Origin of the sequence: Chryseobacterium sp. KBW03 (assembly GCF_003852415.1) — a bacterium.
In the GTDB taxonomy this organism is placed as follows: domain Bacteria; phylum Bacteroidota; class Bacteroidia; order Flavobacteriales; family Weeksellaceae; genus Chryseobacterium; species Chryseobacterium viscerum.
This window is the reverse complement of sequence record NZ_QAJO01000004.1, coordinates 299,323-323,042: the sequence shown is the minus strand read 5'-3', so window position 1 is coordinate 323,042 and position 23,720 is coordinate 299,323. Positions and strand designations below refer to the sequence as shown.

The following is a 23,720-nucleotide window of genomic DNA, read 5'->3' as shown; positions in this document are numbered from 1 at the left end:
ACAATTAAGAAAATGAAAATCAATCATATTAAAACGTTGGTATTCGGAGCTGCAGTGGTGTTTTCCGCTTCAGGTTGTACGAATGACTTTGACCAATATAATCAGGAAAAACTGGGAGGACCTGAAAATTTTTACGCAGATTTTATCGCGGTTGTTAACCCTATGAAATCTATTCAAAGAGGGTTGCAGGCAGATTATCAGCTGTATCCTAACCTTAGTGCAGATATGTACAGTGGAATGTTCAGTACAGCTACGCCATTCAATGGAGGAGTAAATAATATGACTTACTCTATGATGGATGGGTGGAATAACAGAATCATTGCCAGACAGCAGGATATTTTCAATTATTCTATCATTATTGATAATGCTGCTAAAGTAAATTATGCAGGAGTGGATTTTACCGGAACATTTGCCGTTAAAAAAATTCTGAAAGTCATTACTGCTGCAAGAGTATCAGACAATCATGGTCCTGTTGTATACAGCAAATATGAAAAACCAAATCCTAATGGAGTTACCGATTTTGATTCCCAGCAGGAGGCTTACAATTATTTCATTGCTGACCTTACTTCGGCTATTGCCGATTTACAGACTGTACTTGCTACTCCAGCAACAAAGAATGTAGAAGATAAAGCTTCTTTGAAAAATGCTGATTTAGTATACGGAGGAAATATGGCTCAATGGGCTAAACTGGCTAATTCACTAAAGCTGAGGTTAGCGATGAGAATGAGCTATGCTGATCCGGTAAAATCAAAACAATACGCAGAAGAGGCATTGGCTTCATCTGCAGGATTGATCACTGATAATGCAGACAATGCTTTGATCAGTGTAGGGCAGTCTGAATTGAGCTTCATCATCTACTCATGGGGAGATTGTTTGATAGGAGCACCTTTGATGGCTTATATGAACGGATATAATGACCCAAGGCTTCCGGCATATGCTATTCCAGCAAAAGATGCTGATCTTCAGGGGAAATATATAGGAATCCGTCAGGGAATTGATTTGTTAAATGGTAAATCAACTTATGGAGGATTCTCACAACCACAGGCGAAATCAGCAGCGGGAGATTATTTTTCAGCTACTGATGGTAAAATGAAATTATTTACTGCTGCAGAAGTATGGTTCCTGAAAGCAGAAGCTGCTTTGAGAGGATATGCAGGAGCTGGTGATATCCAGACCAACTATACTACAGGTGTTCAACAGTCTTTTGGAGAATGGGGGAAAAGTGCCAATGTTGCGGCCTATCTTGCTGATAACACCTCTACAGAAGCACCTTATGTTGATCCAAAAAATGTAGACAATAACGTGCTTGTAGGAAATTCTCAGTTAAGTACCATTACTATTGCATGGAATAATGGTGATACCAACGAAAGAAAATTAGAAAGAATTATTACCCAGAAATGGCTTTCCCTTTATCCAAACGGACCGGAAGCATGGGCAGAACAGAGAAGAACAGGATATCCTATTCTTTTCAAAGTAAGAAAAAATGATAGTGGCGGGGCCATCAGTACAGAAGCAATGATCAGAAGAATTCCTTTCACTATTGATACCAAAACTTCATTATACAATTATCAGCAAGCTTCCCAAATGCTTAACGGCCCGGATACCGGAGGAACTAAGCTATGGTGGGATAAGAAATAATCAGAATCACTCATTAATAAAGAGGCATCTCAAAATCAGATTTTTATTTGATCTGTTCATTAAGGCAGGAGAGTGAAATCTCCAAAAAATTTATAGTTTCGTTTTTAGCCTGAATGATCTTTTGAGATGTTCTCTTTTATTTAGAATTTTATTTTCAAATATGGGAAAAAACAACTCCGGAACCCGTCGGATTCAGCCAATTCTCTGGATTTCCACATTATACTTTGCAATGGGTGTTCCCTTTGTAACCATTAATGCGGTTTCAGGAATTATGTATAAAGATATGGGAGTTTCGGATTCGAAGATCACATTCTGGACAGCCCTTATCCTGTTCTCCTGGACATTGAAGCCTCTTTGGAGTCCTTTTTTAGAAATCTATAAAACCAAAAAATTCTTTGTCGTTTTTACCCAGTTTGCCATAGGAATTCTGTTTGCTCTGATTGCACTAAGTCTGCCTTTGCATGACTTTTTCAAATACAGTATCGCTCTTTTTGCAGTCGTTGCATTTTGTGGTGCAACGCATGATGTAGTAGCAGACGGAACCTATATTGGTTTTCTTACCAATAAAGAACAGGCAAAATATATTGGCTGGCAGGGTGCTTTTTACAATCTGGCCAAAATTATCAGCAGTGGAGCATTGGTTTACTTTGCGGGATTTTTAGAAAAAACAAAAGGAGTTACCCATGCCTGGATGATTATCATGATCATCTATGCATTATTATTTTTTGTACTGGGCATTTATCATTACCTGATTCTGCCTAAAGAAAACAAAGAAGAACAGAAAAAAGAAAAGACAGCAGGAAATATTCGTAAAGAACTACTGGAAGTTATTACTTCTTTCTTTACCAAAAAGAATATTCTATGGTCTATACTTTTCATTATTCTGTATCGTTTTGCAGAAGGATTCGCGATCAAAATAGCACCCTTGTTTTTTAAAGCGCCCAGAACTTCGGGAGGGTTAGGACTTTCCACATCGGATATCGGACTTGTCTATGGAACGTATGGTTCTGCGGCATTTATCTTAGGCTCTGTGCTGGCAGGATATTTTATCTCAGCCCGTGGATTGAAAAGATCATTGATATGGCTGTGCTGTGCATTCAATATTCCGTTTGTGGTCTATGCATTATTGGCTCACTATCAACCAGCTGACCTTTTACCGGTAGGAATTGCCGTGGTCGTAGAATATTTCGGCTATGGATTTGGCTTTGTAGGATTAATGCTTTACATGATGCAGCAGATTGCTCCCGGAAAACACAAAACGGCCCATTACGCATTTGCGACAGGCATTATGAACCTTGGAGTGATGATTCCCGGAATGTTCAGTGGAATGATCAGTGACTGGATCGGATACAAAATGTTCTTTATCTGGGTCCTGGTTGCTACAATTCCGGCATTTTTGGTGACTTTATTCGTCCCTTTCCCTTATTCAGAAAATCAAAAAGAACAACAGATCAGTTAGTAATAATTTAAAATAAAAAGTAAAAAATACTTTATGACAGCTCAATCAGTAATGATCCCTTGGCAGGATCGCCCGGAAGGTTGCAATGATATCATGTGGAGGTTTTCCGAAAACCCGATCATTAACAGATACGCGATACCAACATCCAACAGTATATTCAACAGTGCGGTGATCCCTTTTGAAGATGGTTTTGCCGGAGTCTTCCGTTGTGACAACAAGGCAGTACAGATGAATATTTTTGCTGGTTTCAGTAAAGATGGAATCAATTGGGACATCAATCATGACCCTATTGAAATGCAGGCAGGAAATACCGATATGATTGAATCCGATTACAAATATGATCCACGTGTTACTTTTATAGAAGACCGCTACTGGATCACCTGGTGCAACGGATACAATGGACCTACGATCGGAATTGGGTATACATTTGATTTTAAAGAATTTTTTCAGTGTGAAAATGCTTTTCTTCCCTTCAATAGAAATGGAGTTTTGTTCCCTGAAAAAATCAATGGTAAATATGCCATGTTGAGCCGTCCAAGTGATAACGGGCATACGCCTTTCGGTGACATTTATATCAGCTACAGCCCTGATATGAAGTATTGGGGAGAACACCGTTGCGTGATGAAAGTGACTCCTTTTGAAGACAGTGCGTGGCAGTGTACAAAGATCGGAGGAGGTCCCGTTCCTATCAAAACAGAAGAAGGATGGCTGCTTTTCTATCATGGAGTGATCAATACCTGCAGAGGATTCAGATATTCAATGGGAGCAGCTTTGCTTGACCTTGAAGATCCTACTAAAGTATTGTACAGAACGAAGCCTTATCTGTTGGCTCCTGCCGAATTGTATGAACTGACAGGTGATGTGCCGAATGTGGTCTTCCCTTGTGCAGCATTGACTGAAGGAGATAAAGTAACAGTATATTACGGTGCTGCTGATACCGTGGTTGCTATTGCCTTTGGATATATCTCAGAAATTATTGATTTTATGAAAAAGAATTCAATTTAATACAGTAATATAAAGTTTAGGAAAATAGGTTAACCATCTTAATTTTTTCCCGTTTTCTGGGAATTTTATAATGGTTTTCCTATTTTTAAACCAACTTTTAAACAAAAAAATCTCCGATACCTCTCTTATCATGAAAAAAGAACTGCTTATCTGCCTTTTTACAACCCTGATTTCTGTAGCCAATGCACAGCAAAATAAAAATGATGTCTTATCCTGGGTAGATCCTTTCATAGGCACAGGAGGGCATGGGCATACATTTCCGGGGGCAACTACGCCATTCGGGATGATACAGCTGAGTCCGGATCAGAATACTAAAAGTGGCGACTGGGACTGGTGTTCCGGATATCATTACAGCAGTAAGACGATCATGGGATTCAGTCATAATCACCTTAGCGGAACAGGTTGGGCAGATCTTGGAGATATTCTGGTAATGCCTACAGTGGGGCAGGTAAAAATGGTTCCCGGATCAGAAGAAGCCCCTGAAACAGGTTACCGTTCAAAATTCAGTCATGATAAAGAAGTTGCGTCTCCCGGATATTATTCCGTGATGTTGGACAGCTACGGAATTAAAGCAGAACTTACTACTTCTCCAAGAGTAGGATTTCATAAATATACTTTCCCAAAAAGTGAAGAGGCCAATATCATCATTGACCCAACTAATAAAATCTTCGGAAATATCTACCACACTTTGGTGAGTGTAGAAGGCAATAATAAAATCAAAGGGTACTGCTACAGCAATGGCTGGGGAGGTAAACGGTTTGCTTACTTCGTGATGGAGTTTTCCAAGCCGTTTAAGTCTTACGGTGTTTATGCTGACGGGAAAATTAAAAATGATGAAAAAATTGCCCTTGCTAAGGATGCGAAAGCCTTTGTAAGATTTTCAACAGAAGATCAGGAAAGTATTGAAGTAAAAGTATCTTTATCTCCGGTGAGCACAGAAAATGCACAGGAAAATTTTGATACGGAAGCAAAAAATATAGATTTTGCAAAAGCGAAAGAAACAGCACAAAAGACATGGAGAGATCTGATCGGCAGATTCCAGGTGACAGGAGGAACCGACAGCCAGAGAAAAATCTTCTACACAGGAGTTTATCATACTTTCATTGCGCCTAACCTTTATATGGACGTCAATGGAGATTATGTTGCCGCTCAGGAAAACATGAACACCAAATGGTTCACCAACTACAGCACTTATTCTTACTGGGACGGATTCAGAGCGACTCACCCGTTGCTGACCATAATGGATCAGAAACATACTAAAGAATTTGCCAACTCTCTGATCAGCAGATATACAGATCGTAAAGACCACATGCCAATCTGGGAATTGTGTGGATATGATAATTTCTGTATGCTTGGATATCACAGTGCATCGGTAATCTGGGATGCCATTTCCAAAGGAGTTCCGGGTATTGATGGAGAAAAAGCATTTGCTGCAATGAAGGATGCTTCTTTAACAGATAAAATGAGCAGCAGCGATGGCGGTGGCGGTCTTAATGATTATATCAAATTAGGCTACACCCCATCAGAAAACGGAGCTTCAGTTTCTGCAACACTGGAATATTCATATGATGACTGGTGTATTCAGCAGCTTGCAGAAAAATTAGGAAAAAAAGAAGAAGCAGAAGTGTATAAAAAACGTTCTATGAACTTTCTGAATACCTTCAACAAAGAAAATAACCATTTCTGGCCAAGACAGAAAGATGGAAAATTCTTAGCAGATTTCACCCTTAACGACTGGAAAAAGTTACAGCCACACTGGGTTTCCGGAAACATCTGGGCTTACGATTTCTTTGTTCCTCACCAGATTGACGAAATGATGAATCTGTACGGTGGTAAAAAAGGATTTGAAGAAAAACTGGATAAAACCTTTACAGAGGCTCTTCATATGGAAGGGGAGCAGCATGTCGATATCTCAGGATTTATCGGATCTTTAGGATTCGGGGATGAACCGGGACATCATGTTCCATACCTGTACAACTATGCAGGAAGTCCTTACAAGACTCAGAAAATGGTAAAATATATCCGCGACAATATGTATGCCGCTAAACCTGATGGTATCGTTAATAACGAAGACTGCGGTCAAATGTCAGCATGGTATATTTTCTCTTCATTAGGATTCTATCCTGTGACACCGGGGAAACCTGTTTACGCCATCGGAGCTCCTCAATTCCCGAAAGCTTCTTTACAGTTAGAAAACGGAAAAACTTTTACGGTGATCGCAGACAAAATATCCGATAAGAATATCTACGTACAGAAAATGTTCCTGAACGGAAAAGAATACAAAAGCTGGGAACTGAATCACAGCGATATCATGAACGGTGGCGAACTGAGATTCGTAATGGGAAGCAAACCGGCAAAATAAGACTCATAAAAATAAACGAAACAAAAGTATCAATGGAAAGGAGAAATTTTATTAAAACAAGTGCACTGGCAGGAGCCGGATTACTGTTTACTCAGAATGTTTTTGCTAAAAATTTAGTACTGGACGATTTTCCTGTTGTCCGTGTTCCTAAAGATAAAAGACATTTTACCAGCGAATCCGTAGAAAATGCTATTGCAGCGTTTAAAAAGAAAGTTAAAAATAAAGAACTAAGCTGGCTCTTTGAAAACTGCTTCCCGAATACATTAGATACTACTGTTTACTATACAGAAACCGGCGGAACACCGGATACATATGTGATCACTGGGGATATTGATGCGATGTGGCTTCGTGACAGTTCCGCACAGGTTTTCCCATATCTGCAGTTCTCGAAAAAAGATGAAAAACTGCATAAGCTGATCTCAGGAGTGATCCATAAACAGACCACTTTCATTCTAAAAGATCCATATGCAAATGCTTTCTACAACGATGATCAAAAGATCAGTAAATGGAAAGAATACGACCATACTGATATGAAACCGGGAACCCATGAAAGAAAATGGGAAATTGATTCGCTTTGCTATCCTATCCGTCTGGCCTACCACTTCTGGAAAACAACGGGAGATACAAAACCTTTCGATGCCAACTGGCTGAAAGGGATTAAACTTACCCTGCAGACTTTTACAGAACAGCAGAGAAAACATGATCTTGGGCCTTACAAATTTGAGCGTACAACGGCTTGGGCTACAGATGGAGTTCCCATGGGAGGATATGGTTATCCGACAAAACCGGTAGGATTGATCAGTTCTATGTTCCGTCCAAGTGATGATGCTACCATCTACGGATTCCTGATTCCTTCCAACTTATTTGCGGTAGTAAGCTTACGTCAGGCAGCTGAAATGGTTGCTCAGATTAAGAATGAAAAAACATTGGCTCAACAACTGAACAGCCTTGCTGATGAGGTAGAAGCTGCCATTAAAAAATACGGAATTTACAATCATCCTGAATTCGGAAAAATATATGCTTTTGAAGTAAATGGCTTTGGAAGTTATAACCTGATGGATGATGCAAACTGTCCTAGTTTACTGGGATTACCTTATCTGGATGCGGTGAAAGCAGATGACCCTGTTTACTTGAATACAAGAAAATTTGTGTGGTCAGAAAACAACCCGTTCTTCTTCAAAGGTAAGCTGGCAGAAGGGATAGGTGGTCCGCATATCGGACTGGACATGATCTGGCCAATGAGTATTATTATGAAGGCTCTCACTACAAAAGACAAAAGTGAGATCAAATGGAGCATAGATACCTTACAGAAAACGCACGGCGGGACAGGCTTTATGCATGAATCCTTCCATAAAGACAATGACAAGAAATTCACCAGAGAATGGTTTGCATGGGCGAATACCTTATTTGGCGAATTGTTATGGAAAACCTTTAACGAAAACCCTGAGCTACTGACATAGCCCTCCCTTTTATATGGTATATTCATCTGAGGTGCTTTCTCTAAAAAGAAAGTGCAGGGGGAATGCTATATCAAAATCAAACACCAAAAACACCTTAAAAAAATTATACAATGAAAAAAAAATCCATCTTTACCGCGCTGATGGCAGTGATGCTTCAGTCAGGTTCTCTGATTAATGCACAACAGCTTAATCCTACAGGAATATGCTATGTGGAAGTGAACAACAACAACCTGCTGAATGCAGGAGCGTACAAACTGCAGACATCGAACAGCTACCTGTTCAATGTGGTGAATATTTTTGCGGCCAATATTAATTATGATACCAGCCGTGGAAGAGCGTATCTGTATTCCAACAATAATGTGACTAAGGTTCTTACCAATGCAGATACCTACATAAAACCGCTTCAGCAAAAAGGAATGAAAGTAGTATTGACTATTTTGGGAAATCACCAGGGAGCCGGAATTTGTAATTTTCCTACCCGTGAAGCCGCAAAAGACTTTGCATTACAGCTTGCCAATACAGTGAATACCTATGGTCTTGATGGAATTGATTTTGATGATGAGTATTCAGAATATGGAAAGAACGGAACAGGGCAGCCTAATGACAGTTCTTTTGTTATGCTTGTTCAGGAGCTAAGAGCATTATTACCAAATAAAATTATTTCATTCTATTATTACGGGGATGCCGCTTCAAGACTTTCCTGGAACGGAGCCAGAGTAGGAGATAACGTTAACTATAGCTGGAACGCGATGTACGGAACATTCTCTGCTCCAAATGTCCCCCCTCTTACCAAAGCACAAATCTCCCCTGCAGCCGTATGGATGGGAAATACTTCCAATTCTACAACCACCAGCCTGGCTACTCAGACTAAAAATGGAGGCTATGGAGTGTTCATGTGGTATGATTTGCATGGAACTAATGAAACGTCACAACTTTCTGCAGGAACTCAGACATTGTACGGTGAGCAGACTGTTTTAAGCGGAACTCTACAATCGTGGACGCAAGGTACCAATTGTGATGCTCCTATCGGATTATATACAAGCAATCTTACAGGAACAAGTGCAAAGCTGAACTGGTCAGCCGTAGGAACCAATACCTATGATATTGATTATAAACCAGCTTCTTCAACAACATGGACAAATGCAGTGTCAGCAACGAGTTCTACTTCTGTTACAGTTTCCGGCTTAACAGCCAATACAGAATACGACTGGAGAATCAGAACCAACTGCAGTGTGAAAAGTGCCTATATGTTTGCCCCAAGATTTAAAAGTACCTCAGGAACAACACCTACAGGTTCTTACGCATTATCTCTGGATGGAACCACTGAATCTGGAGCGGCCGGAAATCTTACACTGAGCGGTTCTGCATTATCTTTTGAAGGCTGGATCAAACCTTCGTCATTCAAATCAGCGTCTCCGTATATTTCTTCTATCATGGGAACAGAAGTAAGTGACAGCAATTCTGCATTCTTACGATTGGGAGATGCCAGCCTGGCTAATAATAAATTACAGTTTGTAGTAAGTATTAATAATGTACAGCAAAAACTGGCTTCTGCAACTGCCTTGAATGCCAATACATGGTATCATGTAGCGGCTACCTATGATGGTGCCAATATGAAATTGTATATCAACGGTGTTCTGGATGCAACCAAAGCGCAGACCGGAAGTGTGAATTCAACAGGTGCATTCAATGTAGGATATTTATATAACACGTCAAGAAACTTCAATGGGAAAATAGATGAGGTAAGAGTTTGGAAACGGGCTTTGAGTCAGACGGAAATCAGTCAGAATATGTGTAATGTATCCGTTCCGGCGACTTCACTGGCTGCTTATTGGAAGTTTAACGAAGGTAGTGGTTCTTCCGTTCAGGATACTTCAGGAAACGGAGCGACTTTGACATTAACAGGTATTGATGCTTCCAATTGGGGAACAGATATACCCTGTACAACAGGAAGTTCAGCATTGGCAAGAACTGCAGGAAACCAAAAAGCTATAAGCGGAGGACAGGTAAGCATTAAAAATCAAATCAAATTATACCCTAATCCGGCAAGCAAATCTTCATCACTTACCGTTTCTGTTCCTGATGAATACAGCAAAGGAAAATTAACGGTTTATGATTTTAATGGAAGAATTATAGACACAAAATCACTGAATTCCGGAGATAATCAATATGAATTGACCAAACTTTCAGCAGGAAACTATATCGTCCAGTTTGAATCTCAGGATGGAAGTCTAAAACAATCCGAAAAACTAATTGTAAAATAATAACCTCAGTCATTGGGCTTCGGCCCAATGATTTTTCTACTACAAAATTGATATACTATGAGAAAAAAATCCTTTTTTATTCCCCTTATGGCCCTAATGCTTCAGGCAACCCCGTTGCTCAAAGCACAGCAGCTTAATCCTTTGGGAGTCTGCTATGTTGAAGTGAACAACAACAATATGCTGAATGCAGGTTCTTATACATTACAGAATACCAACAGACAGCTTTTTGATGTTGCCATTATTTTTGCAGCGAATATCAACTATGATGTTTCCAAAAACCGTGCTTATATTTCAAATAATAACAACGTTACCAAAGTCCTGAATGATGTCAATACCTATGTGAAACCTTTACAGCAAAAAGGGATAAAAGTATTACTCGATCTTTTAGGAAATCACCAGGGAGCCGGAATTTCTAATTTTCCTAACCGTGAAGCAGCAAAAGATTTTGCTCTGCAGGTGGCCCATACTGTTTATACCTATGGTTTGGATGGAGTAGACCTGGATGATGAATACGCAGGATACGGAAATAACGGAACAGGACAACCTAACAACAGTTCTTTTGTAATGCTTTTGCAGGAACTGAAAGCAGCAATGCCGGATAAACTGATTACGTTCTATTATTATGGCCCGGCTACGACAAGACAAACTTATAATGGAGATTTGGCAGGAAATTATATCAATTACACCTGGAATGCCATGTATAGTACCTACAATGCACCTGTTGTTCCTCCTCTTGATAAAAGTAAAATTTCTGCTGCTGCAACCTGGATTCTTAATTCTAATTCAGGATCTACATCTGCTACAACGCTTGCTAGTTTAGCAACCAGCACAAAAAATGATCAATACGGAGTGTTTATGTGGTATGATTTGGGGGGAACCGATGTTGCCAATTATCTGAGTACAGGTTCCAATATTCTTTACAACGAAAATACACTCTTAAGCGGACAATTATATTCATGGTCTCAGGGACAAAGCTGCGATCCTCCATTGGGACTGGATATTTCCAATGTGACGGGAACTTCAGCGAAACTGAACTGGACGTCCAATGCTTCCCAGTCTTATAATATTGATTACAAACCTGCGAATTCAACAGTATGGACGAACGCAGCCAATAATTATTCAGGAAATAATATTGTCATCAACAACCTTACTCTGAATACAGACTATGATTGGAGAATACAATCTAACTGCTCTCCTACATTAACAAGTACTTATATTTTTGCACCAAGGTTTAACTCCGGAAGTGGCTGCACTACGCCATCAGGATTAACTTCCGGAAGTTTCCTTGGGAATACAGCTCAATTATCATGGGATGCAGGAAATGCAACTTCATATACGCTGCAATATAAAACGACAGCAGCGACAACATGGTCTGAAATTCCCAATATTACAACCAACTCTTATTCATTACAAAACCTTACGCCTAATACAGGCTATGTGTGGAAAGTACAGGCTTCATGTGTGGGAGGAGCTACAAGTACCTATTCAGGAGAAGGGGCGTTCAACAGTGGTTTTGCCCCTGTTACAAGTCCTGGAGCAAGATCACTTTCTTTTAACGGAAGTACCCACTACCTTAATGCAGGGCAATTTAACTTAAGCGGAAATGCGATGACATTCGAAGGATGGGTAAAAGTAAATGCTTTCAAAACAGGATTTCCTTACATCTCATCAGTAATGGGTGTTGAAGTAGGAGATAATAACTCAGCAATGCTTAGATTCGGGGACGGAAACCTGGCGAACAACAAACTTCAGTTTATCTTGAGTTTCGGTTCATCACAGGTAAAATTGAATACGAATACAGCATTTAATACCAATACATGGTATCATATTGCAGCGACTTACGATGGTGCAGCAATGAAAATTTATGTCAATGGCACCCTTGATGCAAGCTTTGCAGTAACCGGTAACTTTGCCGCAAACGGTATTCTTTATCTGGGAAGAAATTATGATAATTCCCGTACAATCAATGGCTTCCTGGATGAATTCAGAGTTTGGAAAAAAGCATTGACACCACAGGAAATATTGAGCAACAGCTGTAATGTTCCTGCCAACTCTACGGGGCTTGAAGCCAACTGGAAAATGGATGAAGGCAGTGGCTTAGGAGCATTAGATGCTACGGCAAACACTCATTTTGCAACCTTGGTCAACATGACAGATACCAACTGGAGAACAGATGTTGCCTGTGCGTCATCTCTTGCAGTGAAAGATATTGAATCCGTAAAAGAGAGCAGTTCCGTTTACCCGAATCCTGTGAAACGAGGAAATGATATTCATTTTGCCATCAGCGACAACTCTGCCAATGAAGTGGCATTGTATGATGCATCAGGAAAACTGTTCAAAAAACAGAACATTAATCAAAATAATAACGCAGTCAATACACAGGATTTAATCAGTGGTACTTATATTTACAAGATTACATCCAAAAACAGTAAAGTGATATCGACGGGTAAAATTATTGTAAAGTAAGATTCAGATAATAAGATCATTATCAGAATTAAGAATATAAAGTCTGAAATACAAAGCAGACAGACAGGATATGTACTCCTGTTTGTCTGTTTTTTCAGTCACAGGGATGTCTTGAATTTAAAATAAAAAATAATGCAGAATATAGTAGGAATCGATATTGGAGGGTCACACATCACGCTGGCTCAGGTAGATCCGGAAAAACGTGAAATCATTTCTTCAACCTATGTAAGAGAACATGTAGATGCTTTTGAAAATAAAGAGGTTATTTTCGCTGCATGGGTTTCAGCCATTGATAAAGTGGCTCATGATCTGATAAAAGAAGATCTTTTAATCGGTATCGCAATGCCGGGGCCTTTCGATTATGAAAAAGGAATATCATTAATGCAGCAGGGAAAGTTCATTGATATCTATCAGGTGAATATTAAAGAAGAACTGGCAAAAAGATTGTCTGTTTCTCAGGAGCAGATTCATTTTGTAAATGATGCCGCAGCCTTCATGGAAGGAGAAGTATTCGGAGGATGTGCCCAGGGATTCGGGAGTGCTTTTGGAGTGACTCTCGGTACAGGATTGGGAACGACCTTCTTCAACGGAGAATTTGCTACCGATGAAGACTTATGGGATTCTCCTTTTAAAGATTCTATCAGTGAAGATTATCTGGCAACACGCTGGTTTGTAAATCGCTACAAGGATTTGACAGGAGAAGAAATTTCAGGAACCAAAGATTTGTTGGATATGCCAACTGAAATACAGACCAGAATATTTGATGAATATGCAGATTCTTTCTCAGAATTTATCGTGAAATATGTAAATCATTACAAACCGGAAGTTTTAGTTATAGGAGGTAATATTGCGAAAGCATATCCTCACTTTGAGCAAAGATTTATTCAGAATTTAACAAAGAATAATATTAACTTGCAGGTTAAAATTTCTGCCATATTTGAAGATGCAGCCATTCTTGGAGCTGCCAGCTATGCATTAAAAAAGCGTATATAAATTAACAAACGAAATGATACAATGAAGTTTATATTTTCTACTTGCTTACTGCTAATACAGGCCTGGGCCTTTGGTCAGAACATATCTCCCGTAGATTATGTGAATCCTTTGATGGGAACGCAGTCAAAACCTTCTTTATCCAACGGAAATACCTATCCGGCAGTCGGACTTCCATGGGGAATGAATATCTGGACTCCACAGACCGGTAAGATGGGTGACGGATGGGCGTATAGTTACGATGCAGATAAAATAAAAGGATTTAGACAAACCCACCAGCCTTCTCCATGGATGAATGATTATGGCGCATTTGCCATCATGCCGGGAGTAGGGAAAGTAAAATTTAAAGAAGAAGACAGAGCGAGCTGGTTCAGCCATAAAGCTGAGGTTACCACTCCTTACTTTTATAGTGTTTATCTTGCGGATATCAATGTAACCACAGAATTTACCCCTACGGAAAGAGCTTCTTATTTTAAATTTGATTTTCCAAAAACAGACAGTGCTTACATCGTTGTGGATGCATTGAACAAAGGTTCTTACATCAAGATTTTACCGAAAGAAAGAAAAATCCTGGGCTATACCACAAAATATTCTACCGGGAAATATGATAATTTTAAAAACTACTTCGTCATTCAGTTTGATAAAGATTTTGAACTGACAAAAACCTGGAAAGACGATAAACTGGTTAATGATCAGCTAGAAATTACCAGCGATCATACAGGTGCTGTAGTAGGCTTTAAGCTTAAAAATAAAGAAACGGTGTATGCAAAAGTAGCCTCTTCATTCATCAGCTTTGAACAGGCAGAACTGAATCTTAAAAGAGAAATCGGAACCAAAAATTTTGAACAGGTAAAAACCGATGCGAAAAATATCTGGAACCAAACATTAGGAAAAATAGACGTAAAAGGAGGGACAGATCAGCAGATGAGAACCTTTTATTCCTCTTTATACAGAACTTTGTTCTTCCCGCAAAAATTATATGAGATTGATGCCCAGAACAAAATAAAACACTGGAGCCCTTACAACGGTAAAATTGCAGATGGAAAAATGTTTGCAGGAACCGGTTTCTGGGATACCTTCCGTGCTTTGTACCCTTTCCTGAACCTGGTGTATCCAAGCATCAATGTAGAAATGCAGGAAGGATTGGCGAATGCTTACAAAGAAGGAGGCTTCTTACCGGAGTGGAGCAGCCCTGGATATTCTGATATTATGATTGGAAATAATTCTGCATCCGTAGTGGCAGATGCTTATATCAAAGGACTTCGTGGATATGATACGGAAGCCCTTTGGCAGGCCGTAAAACACGGAGCGAATAATGCGGGTCCTATAGAAGCGGTAGGCCGTGCAGGTGTAGAATATTACAATACATTAGGCTATGTGCCTTACGATGTGAAAATCAATGAAAATGCTGCAAGAACATTGGAGTATGCATATGATGACTTTTCAATTTATCAGTTAGGAAAAGCATTAGGAAAACCCGCTTCTGAAATTGATATTTATAAGAAAAGAGCCTACAATTACAAAAATGTATTTGACAAGGAAACAGGCTTAATGCGTGGTAAAAATAAAGACGGTAATTTCCAGAAACCTTTCAATCCTTTCAAATGGGGAGATGCGTTTACAGAAGGAAACAGCTGGCATTATACATGGTCTGTTTTCCAGGATATTGACGGTCTGTCAGAACTCATGGGAGGAAAGAAGAAATTTGAGGCAAAATTAGATGAAGTGTTCTCATTACCACCTGTTTTTGACGACAGCTATTATGGAGGCGTTATTCACGAGATCAGAGAAATGCAGATCATGAATATGGGACAGTATGCCCACGGAAACCAGCCTATTCAGCACATGATCTACCTGTATAACTATGCAGGATCACCTTACAAAACTCAATATTGGGCAAGACAGGTGATGAATAAACTGTATCACGCGACTCCTGACGGATATTGTGGTGACGAAGATAACGGACAGACTTCTGCATGGTATATTTTCTCAGCCCTTGGGTTTTATCCGGTGACGCCGGCAACAGATCAGTATGTATTAGGTGCACCTTTATTTAAAGAAGCTACCATTCATCTTGAAAATGGTAAGAAAATTGAAATAAAAGCTCCGGAAAACAATGCTGAAAATCTATATGTAAAATCATTGAACGTAAACCAACAGCCTTACTCCAAAAACTGGTTGAGCCATAAAGAACTGATGAAAGGAGCTGTTTTAGACTTTAAAATGGACAACAAGCCTAATAAAGAAAGAGGGGCACAGGAAAAAGATTTTCCATATTCAATGTCAAAAGAAGAATCAAATAAATAATTTTTAATTTAGAAATACAAGCTGTATGAGTACAGAAAAAAAAGAAATATTCGACAGAGTAGAGAGCATGCTGCAGACACAGGGTTTTAACATCGCAGCAAAAGATGATACAAGACCATGGGGAGGATTCTTTGTGATTGATGAAACACAGGCACAGGATTTTGCCAACCAGTATTTTGATGGTATTGATGTTGAAAATCTGAGAATAGGAGGGAAGCTTAGCCCAAAGATTCTTATCGTTGCTCCTGAAGCAAGATTAAGCTGGCAGTATCACCACAGAAGAGCCGAAATCTGGCAGGTGGTAGAAGGAACTGTAGGCATCAAAAGAAGTGCAACAGATGAAGAAGGAGAATTAGGAGAATATGGTCCAAAAGATCAGGTGAAACTTCAGCAGGGAGAAAGACACAGATTGATAGGTCTTGCAGGCTGGGGAATCGTAGCCGAAATCTGGCAACATACCGATGCATCCAATCCTTCAGATGAAGATGATATCGTAAGAGTACAGGATGACTTTGGAAGATAAATAAAAAAAATCTGCTTCAATATTGAAGCAGATTTTTTTTATTGGTTAGGAAGCTTGAGGGTGGAAGAAGGGAGTTACTGAAGATTTTCAAAACTTTTTTATTCTCCTTCGTTATTCATACTATATTTATAAGCTGAAGGCAAAAAATAAACCTTATAGGTCTCGGAGACCTATAAGGTTTTGTTTATTCAGTTTTTATCCTCAATAAGATAAAAACTTTACTTGATTGTAGGTACTCCCAGCTTCATTCTTCCAGCTTCCCGCCTCTAAAACGTCACATCCAATCCCACATAGAAGTTAGCCTTCATAATGGGAGCATACACCATTCCTCCATCAAAATAATTTCCGAAAGGATTTTTAAAATCTACAATCGCATTTTTCTGATAATAAGAAGTCAGGTTTTCTCCGCCTACATAAGCTCTGATTTTTTTATTGAAATTTCTTGAGATCTGAGCATTAAGAACCGCGTAAGATTCAGAATATGTTGGTAACTGAAACTCTGCCGGATTCGTTGAAGTATCAGGAAGCCTCTGCTTTCCAACCCAGTTTAAAGTCGTATCAAAACTCCAGAATCCTCCATTATTATTCTTGTTGGTTGAATAGGCTAAGTTTACAAATCCTCTGTGTTTAGCCATAAAAGGAACTTCTCTTCTTCCTCCGATATAATCAGCCTGTACATCATAATACTTATAGGCAAGCCTTACATCAAAATTTTTGAAAGGAGTAAAATCCCACTGCGTTTGAAATGAATTCGCAAAGGATTTTCCTTCCAGATTATAGAATGTCAGCTGTTGAGGAGACTTGTCCAAATCTACCAATACCTGATCCTGGAAATCTGTTCTGAAGAAGTCGGCAATAATACTGGATTTTCTTCCGAATAACTTAAATTCCTGTTGTAAGCTTGCTCCGTAGTTCCACGCAATTTCAGGTCTTAAACCATAAATATTTCCTCCGTTTGATAAAATATTAATCGCTCTGTTCGATGCAAAATACTGCTGGCTTTCCGCGAATACATTTGCTGTTCTGAATCCTCTTCCCGCAGAAAGTCTTAAAATAGTCTGGGGCGTAAAATCATACTTGAAATTTAGTCTTGGCGTAAACTGAGTTCCTGCCAGATTATGAAAATCTACTCTCGTTCCTGCTACCAATGTATATTTTAAGCCTGTTAAAGTATATTCGGCAAAAATTCCCGGTACAATTTCATTTCTTCTCAGGTCGTTCGTTAAATACGTTTCTTTATACCCGTCATATAAGAAACTTGCTCCGGCTTTATACTTATGATTGGTATTTCCGATGATGCTTTCAAAAATTAAATTGGAATAATAGGTTTGCTGCTGTCCTGCATAATTTCTCAATCCAAAGAAACTATCCTGCTGGTGATACACATATTGGTTCATCCAACCGATACTTTGGTAAGGTTTTCCTTTAAAAACATATCCCGTCTTATTCCAAACCTGGAATCTTGAAATATCAATTCCTACACCGTAAGGAGACTGCTTATCCTGAGCCAGTTTTTTATCGAAACCAACCTGTCCTGCAGTTCTTTCATCTCGGATAAAATTAATACCGAAGTGAGATCCGAATCCAGACTTTTCAAGATCATTATAATTCAGCAAATAAGCGGCATTGATCTGTGTTCCTTTCGGTCTGTCAAGAAAACCGTCATCATTCATATCCGTATTTCCGAATGTTCCGTTTCCGTGAAGAAGAAAAGTTTGTGACCATTTATCGTTGATGGGAGAAACATTGGTAATATTTATCTCTGCTCTTCCGTTGAAATCGGAAAAAAGGTTCAGTGACGTTTCGGGAGCCTTTGCATTTTTCAAAAGTTCAGTGTTGATCTGTCCTGTGATACTTTCATACCCGTTGGTTACAGTACTTCCACCTTTAGTCAGCTGAATGCTTTCAATCCATCTTCCCGGAATAAAGTTTAGTCCGTAGGCAGAAGCCAATCCTCTGATTTCGGGTAATTGTTCCTTCGTTAAGCTGGTGTATTTTTGATCCAGACCAAGCATTTTCAGCTGTTTTGTTCCCGTAACCGCATTGCTGAAAGAAACGTCAACGGTTGCATTGGTTTCGAAACTTTCAGACAGGTTACAACAAGCTGCCTTTAACAGCTCTTTTTTATCAATATTAAAAACAAGTCCGGCTTCTTTCTTACTCAAAGCTGTTGCGGCCTTGGAGCCCGTTACGACAACACCGTCGATGTTTTTTTCATGTTGAGAATGATCCTCTTTAGTTGCAGAGGTGCCATTATCTTTATGATCTTCATGTTTTGCACCTTCTTCATAATGTACTTTTGGATTGGGTTCACCAAAAGTAAAATCTCTGTCATACAGACAACATCCTGGAAGTCCTTTGTATACAGCATCTGAAGCCTTATATTTTTCATTATCATGACCTGCATCAGCAATTGCTTTTAAAATCTTATACGATGAGGTTTTTGACGGGTCAAAATTTAAGGTAACCGTTTGTTTCTCTGCATTCCATTCTGCGGTGTTGGCACCGGCATCTTTTGATGCTTTTTCAATTCTGGCTTTACATGAAGCACAGTTTCCTCTTACATAGAATTCGTTTTCTTTTTTAGCGGAAACATTAGCATCTGCATGGTGCTCATGATGAGGTTCTGCCTGTGAAAGCTGTGCATCTCTGTCGTAATGGCAACATCCCGGAAGTCCTTCATAGGTGCTGTCAGAAGTTTTGAATTTTTCGTTATCATGACCTGCTTCAGCTACTTTCTTTAGAATATCATCGGTAGATACCTTGTCTGTTTCTAAAGTTAATGTCTGAAGATCAACAGAGTATACTGCTGTTTTTGCACCTGCTTTTTTAGCTGCACTTTCAATTCTTGTTTTGCACATTTCACAGTTCCCTTTTACCTTGAACTGGTTTTTTGAAAGTGTTTGAGCAGATATAAATTGTGTAAATAGGAATAATGCACCAAGTATCAACCTGGAAATATGTAATTTCATTTTGTTTAAAGTTTAAATTAATTAAAAAACAGTCCATTAAGTAGTATAATGAACGCGCGATATTTTAATTAACCTATCTTGGGCGGCTGCCAGATTTCCTTTAAACTATCTGAAAGATAAGGATCTGAATATTGAAACTGAGGATTCTTATTCGCTTTGTAATAAGACAGTTCCAGACGTAAGTTTTTTGAGAAAGGAGTTTCAATAAAGGTATAGCAGGCAACACATGATGAACAGCAGTCGTCATTACATGATTTTGTTTTGTCATCCTTGCTGCCTTCTTTTGAAGAATGATTTTTGCAGCAGTCACTTTTTTTCGAAGATTCTGCTTTACAGCATGTTTCCTGCATCCCTTGCGCATAGAAGTTATCCTTGGGAATTAAAAAAACTCCCAAGCAAAACACGATTGCAAGTATGTGAAACAGCTTCATTTCTGCAAAAATACAAAATTTATGGCAAAGGATCACCAACTTTTAGAGAACAGCTGTGCCATGGTGCTCCATGTGCTGGGTTTAATTTGGGTTTTTCGCCCATAGCCAGGTTTTGTGCAGCGGGTGCAGGAGTTGGAGTTGTCTGTATTATATTTTGAGCTGGCTGAGCGGCTGGAGCCGGTTTACTGCTTAATGGCTGTCCAACTGCAATATCACATCGGTGTCCCGGCTGCCCGTGTGGAGGGTTCATTCCTGGAGCCGTCTTTACTTGTTTTCCGGAGTTGTCAATTGCTACTTTTCCTGGTGACATTGCATTAGGATCAATCTGGATGACCTTATTTCCGCCTGTGTTTATATTTTGTGGCGCAGGAGTGGCTGCAGGAGCACTATTCAAGGGTTGTCCTACCTGGATGTCGCATCGGTGTCCGGGTTGTCCGTGTGGAGGATTCATACCGGGTGCAGCAGCCATTGGAGACGGAGCGGGGGTAGATTGAATACCTGCCTGGTCCATCAGGGCTGTTTTTGAGGTGGTATTAAGAGCTACGCTGGGCTGTCCAGCGTTGGCTTCTTCTTTTAAATAAGTTGCTTTTTCATCCTTTTTACAAGATGCAGCTAATAGTGATACGGTGATCAAACCTATAAATGTATTCTTCATATCCATGGGTATGAAACAAAATTAGCAAAACATTTTCAATTGTTTTGCTAATTTTATATTTATAATTCGATTTTCGGATTAATTTTTCACCAAAAGTCTGAATCCTTCTCCGTGAACGTTGATAATTTCCAATCCTTCGTCATCTTTTAATAATTTACGAAGCTTTGCAATATACACGTCCATACTTCTTGCTGTAAAGTAATTTTCTTTTTTCCAGATCTTTCTTAAAGCAAGATCTCTAGGCATGAAATCATTTCTATGAATGCAAAGAAGCTTCAGTAATTCATTTTCTTTAGGAGAAAGTTTGTATTCTTTATCACCTACTTTCAATTGTCTCAACATAGAGTCAAAGAAAATATTGCTGATCTTGAACTGCTCCTGCTCTTCATTTTCCAGTGTAGAACTTCTCTGAAGAATAGCCTTTATTTTGTATAAAAGAAGCTCAGTGTCAAAAGGCTTGGTGATATAATCATCAGCGCCCAACTGATAGCCTTTCAAAATATCTTCTCTCATATTTCTTGCGGTAAGGAATATGATTGGGGTATTTTTATCAATCTTTTTTACATCTTCAGCCAATGAAAATCCGTCTTTTTTTGGCATCATTACGTCGAATATGCAGATGTCGAATTCATTTTCCGTGAATTCTTTAAGTCCCTGCTCTCCATCAATGGCAAGAGTTACTTCAAAATTATTGATTGTCAAATAATCTTTAAGCACCGCCCCGAAACTCTGATCGTCCTCTACTAATAATATTCTGTTGCTCATAACTTTTAATAATTAATAATTAACAATTAAGAATGAACTTTCTCACTCTATCTTCTATATTTTGATATTTGGTTTAACTTTTATAATTGATGTGAACAGTCCTTGTATCATCAATTATCATTTTTATATTCTAGCTCATCGGTAGTTTTATCGTGAACGTACTTCCTTTTCCTTTATAAGACTCTACGATAATCTCTCCTTTGTGCAGTTCTACAATTTTCTTTACATAGGAAAGTCCTAATCCCTGTCCTTTTACATTATGAATATTTCCGGTTTCCTCTCTGAAGAATTTTTCGAAAATTTTGGTTTTATTCTGAGTATCCATTCCCATTCCTTTATCGGAAATCTGAATGACATACCAGTGGCCTTCATTTTTGGTTTCCACATGTATTTCCGGTGCTTCAGGAGAATACTTATTGGCATTATCCAGCAGGTTGACCAGCATATTTGAGATATGGAATTCGTCTATTTTAAAAATATAATGAGTGGCATTGAACTTCTGTGTAAGGGTTCCGTTTCTTTGCTGTACAATCAGATTGAAGGATTCTGTTGTTTTTTTAATCAGTTCTCTTACGTTGGCTTCTTTTAAAAACAATTCTACTTCATTTCTTTCAAGCTTAGACATATTCAGAATATTTTCCACCTGCTTTTTCATCCTTAAGTTCTCCTGCTTGATCAGCTCCGAGTAATACTTTACCTTATCCGGGTTGGTTGCAATCTTATCATTAGCCAAAGAATCTGTGGCTACAGAAATGGTGGCCAGAGGTGTTTTAAACTCGTGGGACATATTGTTGATGAAGTCTGTCTTTACTTCAGCAAGCTTTTTCTGCCTCATCATATAATTGATGGAAATAATATAAATCCCAAGAATAGTAAGAAGAGAAAGGAACGTTCCTAGCAGCATCGGCCAGTTGTTCATCGCCAGAGAATATTCTTTTTTAGGGAAAACCAGTGCGAGACTGTATAGTGTATTTTTTTTATCAGCAAAAAGAGGAAAACTATAGACATTGCTGTCTTTTTTCTCTTTGTATGCCTTATTTACAATGCTTGTCAGTTTGTTGCTGCGGTCTAGAACCCCATATCCGAACTTAGCAGTGATGCCTCTTATTTTAAGTTCTTTAGCAATGACGGAATCAAGTGTTTTGGGATCTACTCTTTTGGTGATGGGAAGGTTGTTTCCATATACTTTCACAAACTCTTTCATGGAGTAGTCTCCAGTTTCAATCTCCTGATTGATGTCTGTGGTAAGAAGTTCACGATTGGTAGTATCTCTTTTTATTTTGTAGGCTGCTTCATCTGTATATAAAGTAGTCAGCTTGATAGAATCTCCTTTTTGGGAAATCGGAAGCTGTGTTTTTTCAATAATATTTTTGGAATAAATAATCTGTCTCTGAGTACCGGAGTCTGCTACCTGTTGAATGGTCGTTAAAGAAGGCTGTTTGCTGTTGGCAATAATATTTTTTCTGAAATCTTTATAATCCTGATTCAGGTATTTGTCTGCCTCAATTTCTTCAATACTTTTCGAAGTACTTTCCAAAACCGCATACACCTTATTTGAAAAATCCTGTTCCAGTACACCGTAATAGCCTTTCAACCAATAAAATTGGAGCGTCACAAAGACAATCAGTGAGATTGTCATAAACACTGAAATTATTGGGATGAATTTGTTATTCATTATTTAATTATATATGTTTTCGAAAGATGAATGTTAAAATTAATTGTTTTAAGACTACATAAACAAAAAACGAGCCAAAAAATTGTTTTATTTTTCTTAAAAGAGTGTTTTTTAACAATTATTTATGAATTATCTTTTAGTTGTCATATGAAAAGTCCCACGCAGTAAATAAAATGCTAACTTTATTAAAAATAATTATTTATGGAATCTAATATCATTTTCAACAAAGATTTTGAAGAGCTCAGTATTTATGTCATGAAGATTTATAAAGCTGATCCTTCAACGGTATGGAACTATTTTACCAAAGCTGAATTATTGGATCAATGGTGGGGCCCAAAACCCTGGAAATGTGAAACGATACATCAGGATTTCAGAGAAGGAGGAGTCTGGATGTATACAATGATAGGTCCAAACGGAGAAAAAGGACCCATGTATTCTCAATCTGAGTACGGAGAAATTAGAGAGCACAGAAGTCTTGACTGGATGAGTGGTTTCTGCGATGAAAAAGGAAACATCAACGAAGATTTTCCAAGGTCAAAATGGCTGATCGGCTTTACGGGAGTGGAAGAGGGAACCAAAGTGACCATTAATATCCATTACCATTCTCAGGAAGTTATGAAAAAGATACTGGATATGGGATTTGAAGGTGGTTTTAGTATGGGATTAAATCAGCTTGAGGAGATTTTACAATCATAGGATGATGAAGCTAAGAATAATAAATTTAATCTCAATGGTGTAAAATATAAAA

The 23,720-nt window shown here is 38.7% G+C and carries 16 protein-coding genes; 11 read left to right on the top strand and 5 right to left on the bottom strand.

Annotation, left to right across the window (positions count from 1 at the left end):
* Positions 1–12: 12 nt before the first annotated feature.
* The 10 genes from DBR39_RS09450 (at position 13) to DBR39_RS09405 (ending at position 16,474) form a co-directional block, all read left to right on the top strand.
* On the top strand, positions 13–1,638 hold the full coding sequence (locus tag DBR39_RS09450) for a SusD/RagB family nutrient-binding outer membrane lipoprotein (RefSeq protein WP_124532521.1): 1,626 nt from the start codon (positions 13–15) through the stop codon (positions 1,636–1,638).
* Between the two features lie 160 nt (positions 1,639–1,798).
* Complete coding sequence (locus tag DBR39_RS09445) at positions 1,799–3,097, top strand: MFS transporter (protein WP_124532519.1); 1,299 nt, start codon at positions 1,799–1,801, stop codon at positions 3,095–3,097.
* Between the two features lie 33 nt (positions 3,098–3,130).
* Positions 3,131–4,102: a glycoside hydrolase family 130 protein gene (locus DBR39_RS09440; RefSeq protein ID WP_047376309.1), complete on the top strand. Its 972-nt coding sequence runs from the start codon at positions 3,131–3,133 to the stop codon at positions 4,100–4,102.
* A 130-nt stretch (positions 4,103–4,232) separates the two neighbouring features.
* Positions 4,233–6,464, top strand: a complete 2,232-nt coding sequence (locus DBR39_RS09435) for a GH92 family glycosyl hydrolase (RefSeq protein WP_124532517.1) — start codon at positions 4,233–4,235, stop codon at positions 6,462–6,464.
* Positions 6,465–6,496: 32 nt separating this feature from the next.
* Positions 6,497–7,924: a glycoside hydrolase family 125 protein gene (locus DBR39_RS09430; protein WP_124532515.1), complete on the top strand. Its 1,428-nt coding sequence runs from the start codon at positions 6,497–6,499 to the stop codon at positions 7,922–7,924.
* A gap of 110 nt (positions 7,925–8,034) precedes the next feature.
* On the top strand, positions 8,035–10,188 hold the full coding sequence (locus tag DBR39_RS09425; protein WP_124532513.1) for an endo-beta-N-acetylglucosaminidase H: 2,154 nt from the start codon (positions 8,035–8,037) through the stop codon (positions 10,186–10,188).
* A 57-nt stretch (positions 10,189–10,245) separates the two neighbouring features.
* On the top strand, positions 10,246–12,654 hold the full coding sequence (locus tag DBR39_RS09420) for an endo-beta-N-acetylglucosaminidase H (protein WP_124532511.1): 2,409 nt from the start codon (positions 10,246–10,248) through the stop codon (positions 12,652–12,654).
* Positions 12,655–12,786: 132 nt separating this feature from the next.
* The gene (locus DBR39_RS09415) at positions 12,787–13,647 is read left to right on the top strand and encodes an ROK family protein (protein WP_124532509.1); all 861 of its coding nucleotides are present in this window, start codon (positions 12,787–12,789) and stop codon (positions 13,645–13,647) included.
* 21 nt (positions 13,648–13,668) lie between these two features.
* A complete protein-coding gene (locus DBR39_RS09410) occupies positions 13,669–15,951 on the top strand; it encodes a GH92 family glycosyl hydrolase (protein ID WP_124532507.1) in 2,283 nt (760 codons plus the stop codon).
* 25 nt (positions 15,952–15,976) lie between these two features.
* Complete coding sequence (locus DBR39_RS09405; RefSeq protein ID WP_103231107.1) at positions 15,977–16,474, top strand: phosphoheptose isomerase; 498 nt, start codon at positions 15,977–15,979, stop codon at positions 16,472–16,474.
* Between the two features lie 266 nt (positions 16,475–16,740).
* Here the strand turns inward: DBR39_RS09405 and DBR39_RS09400 are convergent, their stop codons facing one another.
* From DBR39_RS09400 to DBR39_RS09380, 5 genes are all read right to left on the bottom strand, one after another.
* A complete protein-coding gene (locus tag DBR39_RS09400) occupies positions 16,741–19,446 on the bottom strand; it encodes a TonB-dependent receptor domain-containing protein (protein ID WP_124532505.1) in 2,706 nt (901 codons plus the stop codon).
* 68 nt (positions 19,447–19,514) lie between these two features.
* Positions 19,515–19,850 carry a hypothetical protein gene (locus tag DBR39_RS09395; protein WP_228447821.1) on the bottom strand — a complete coding sequence of 112 codons (336 nt, stop codon included), beginning with the start codon at positions 19,848–19,850 and terminating at the stop codon, positions 19,515–19,517.
* A gap of 46 nt (positions 19,851–19,896) precedes the next feature.
* Positions 19,897–20,532 carry a hypothetical protein gene (locus DBR39_RS09390; protein ID WP_228447803.1) on the bottom strand — a complete coding sequence of 212 codons (636 nt, stop codon included), beginning with the start codon at positions 20,530–20,532 and terminating at the stop codon, positions 19,897–19,899.
* Between the two features lie 78 nt (positions 20,533–20,610).
* Complete coding sequence (locus DBR39_RS09385; protein ID WP_103231104.1) at positions 20,611–21,297, bottom strand: response regulator transcription factor; 687 nt, start codon at positions 21,295–21,297, stop codon at positions 20,611–20,613.
* A gap of 130 nt (positions 21,298–21,427) precedes the next feature.
* A complete protein-coding gene (locus DBR39_RS09380) occupies positions 21,428–22,972 on the bottom strand; it encodes a sensor histidine kinase (protein WP_124532501.1) in 1,545 nt (514 codons plus the stop codon).
* 201 nt (positions 22,973–23,173) lie between these two features.
* Between DBR39_RS09380 and DBR39_RS09375 the strand changes: the two genes are divergently transcribed.
* The gene (locus tag DBR39_RS09375; RefSeq protein WP_124532499.1) at positions 23,174–23,668 is read left to right on the top strand and encodes an SRPBCC domain-containing protein; all 495 of its coding nucleotides are present in this window, start codon (positions 23,174–23,176) and stop codon (positions 23,666–23,668) included.
* Positions 23,669–23,720 lie beyond the last annotated feature (52 nt).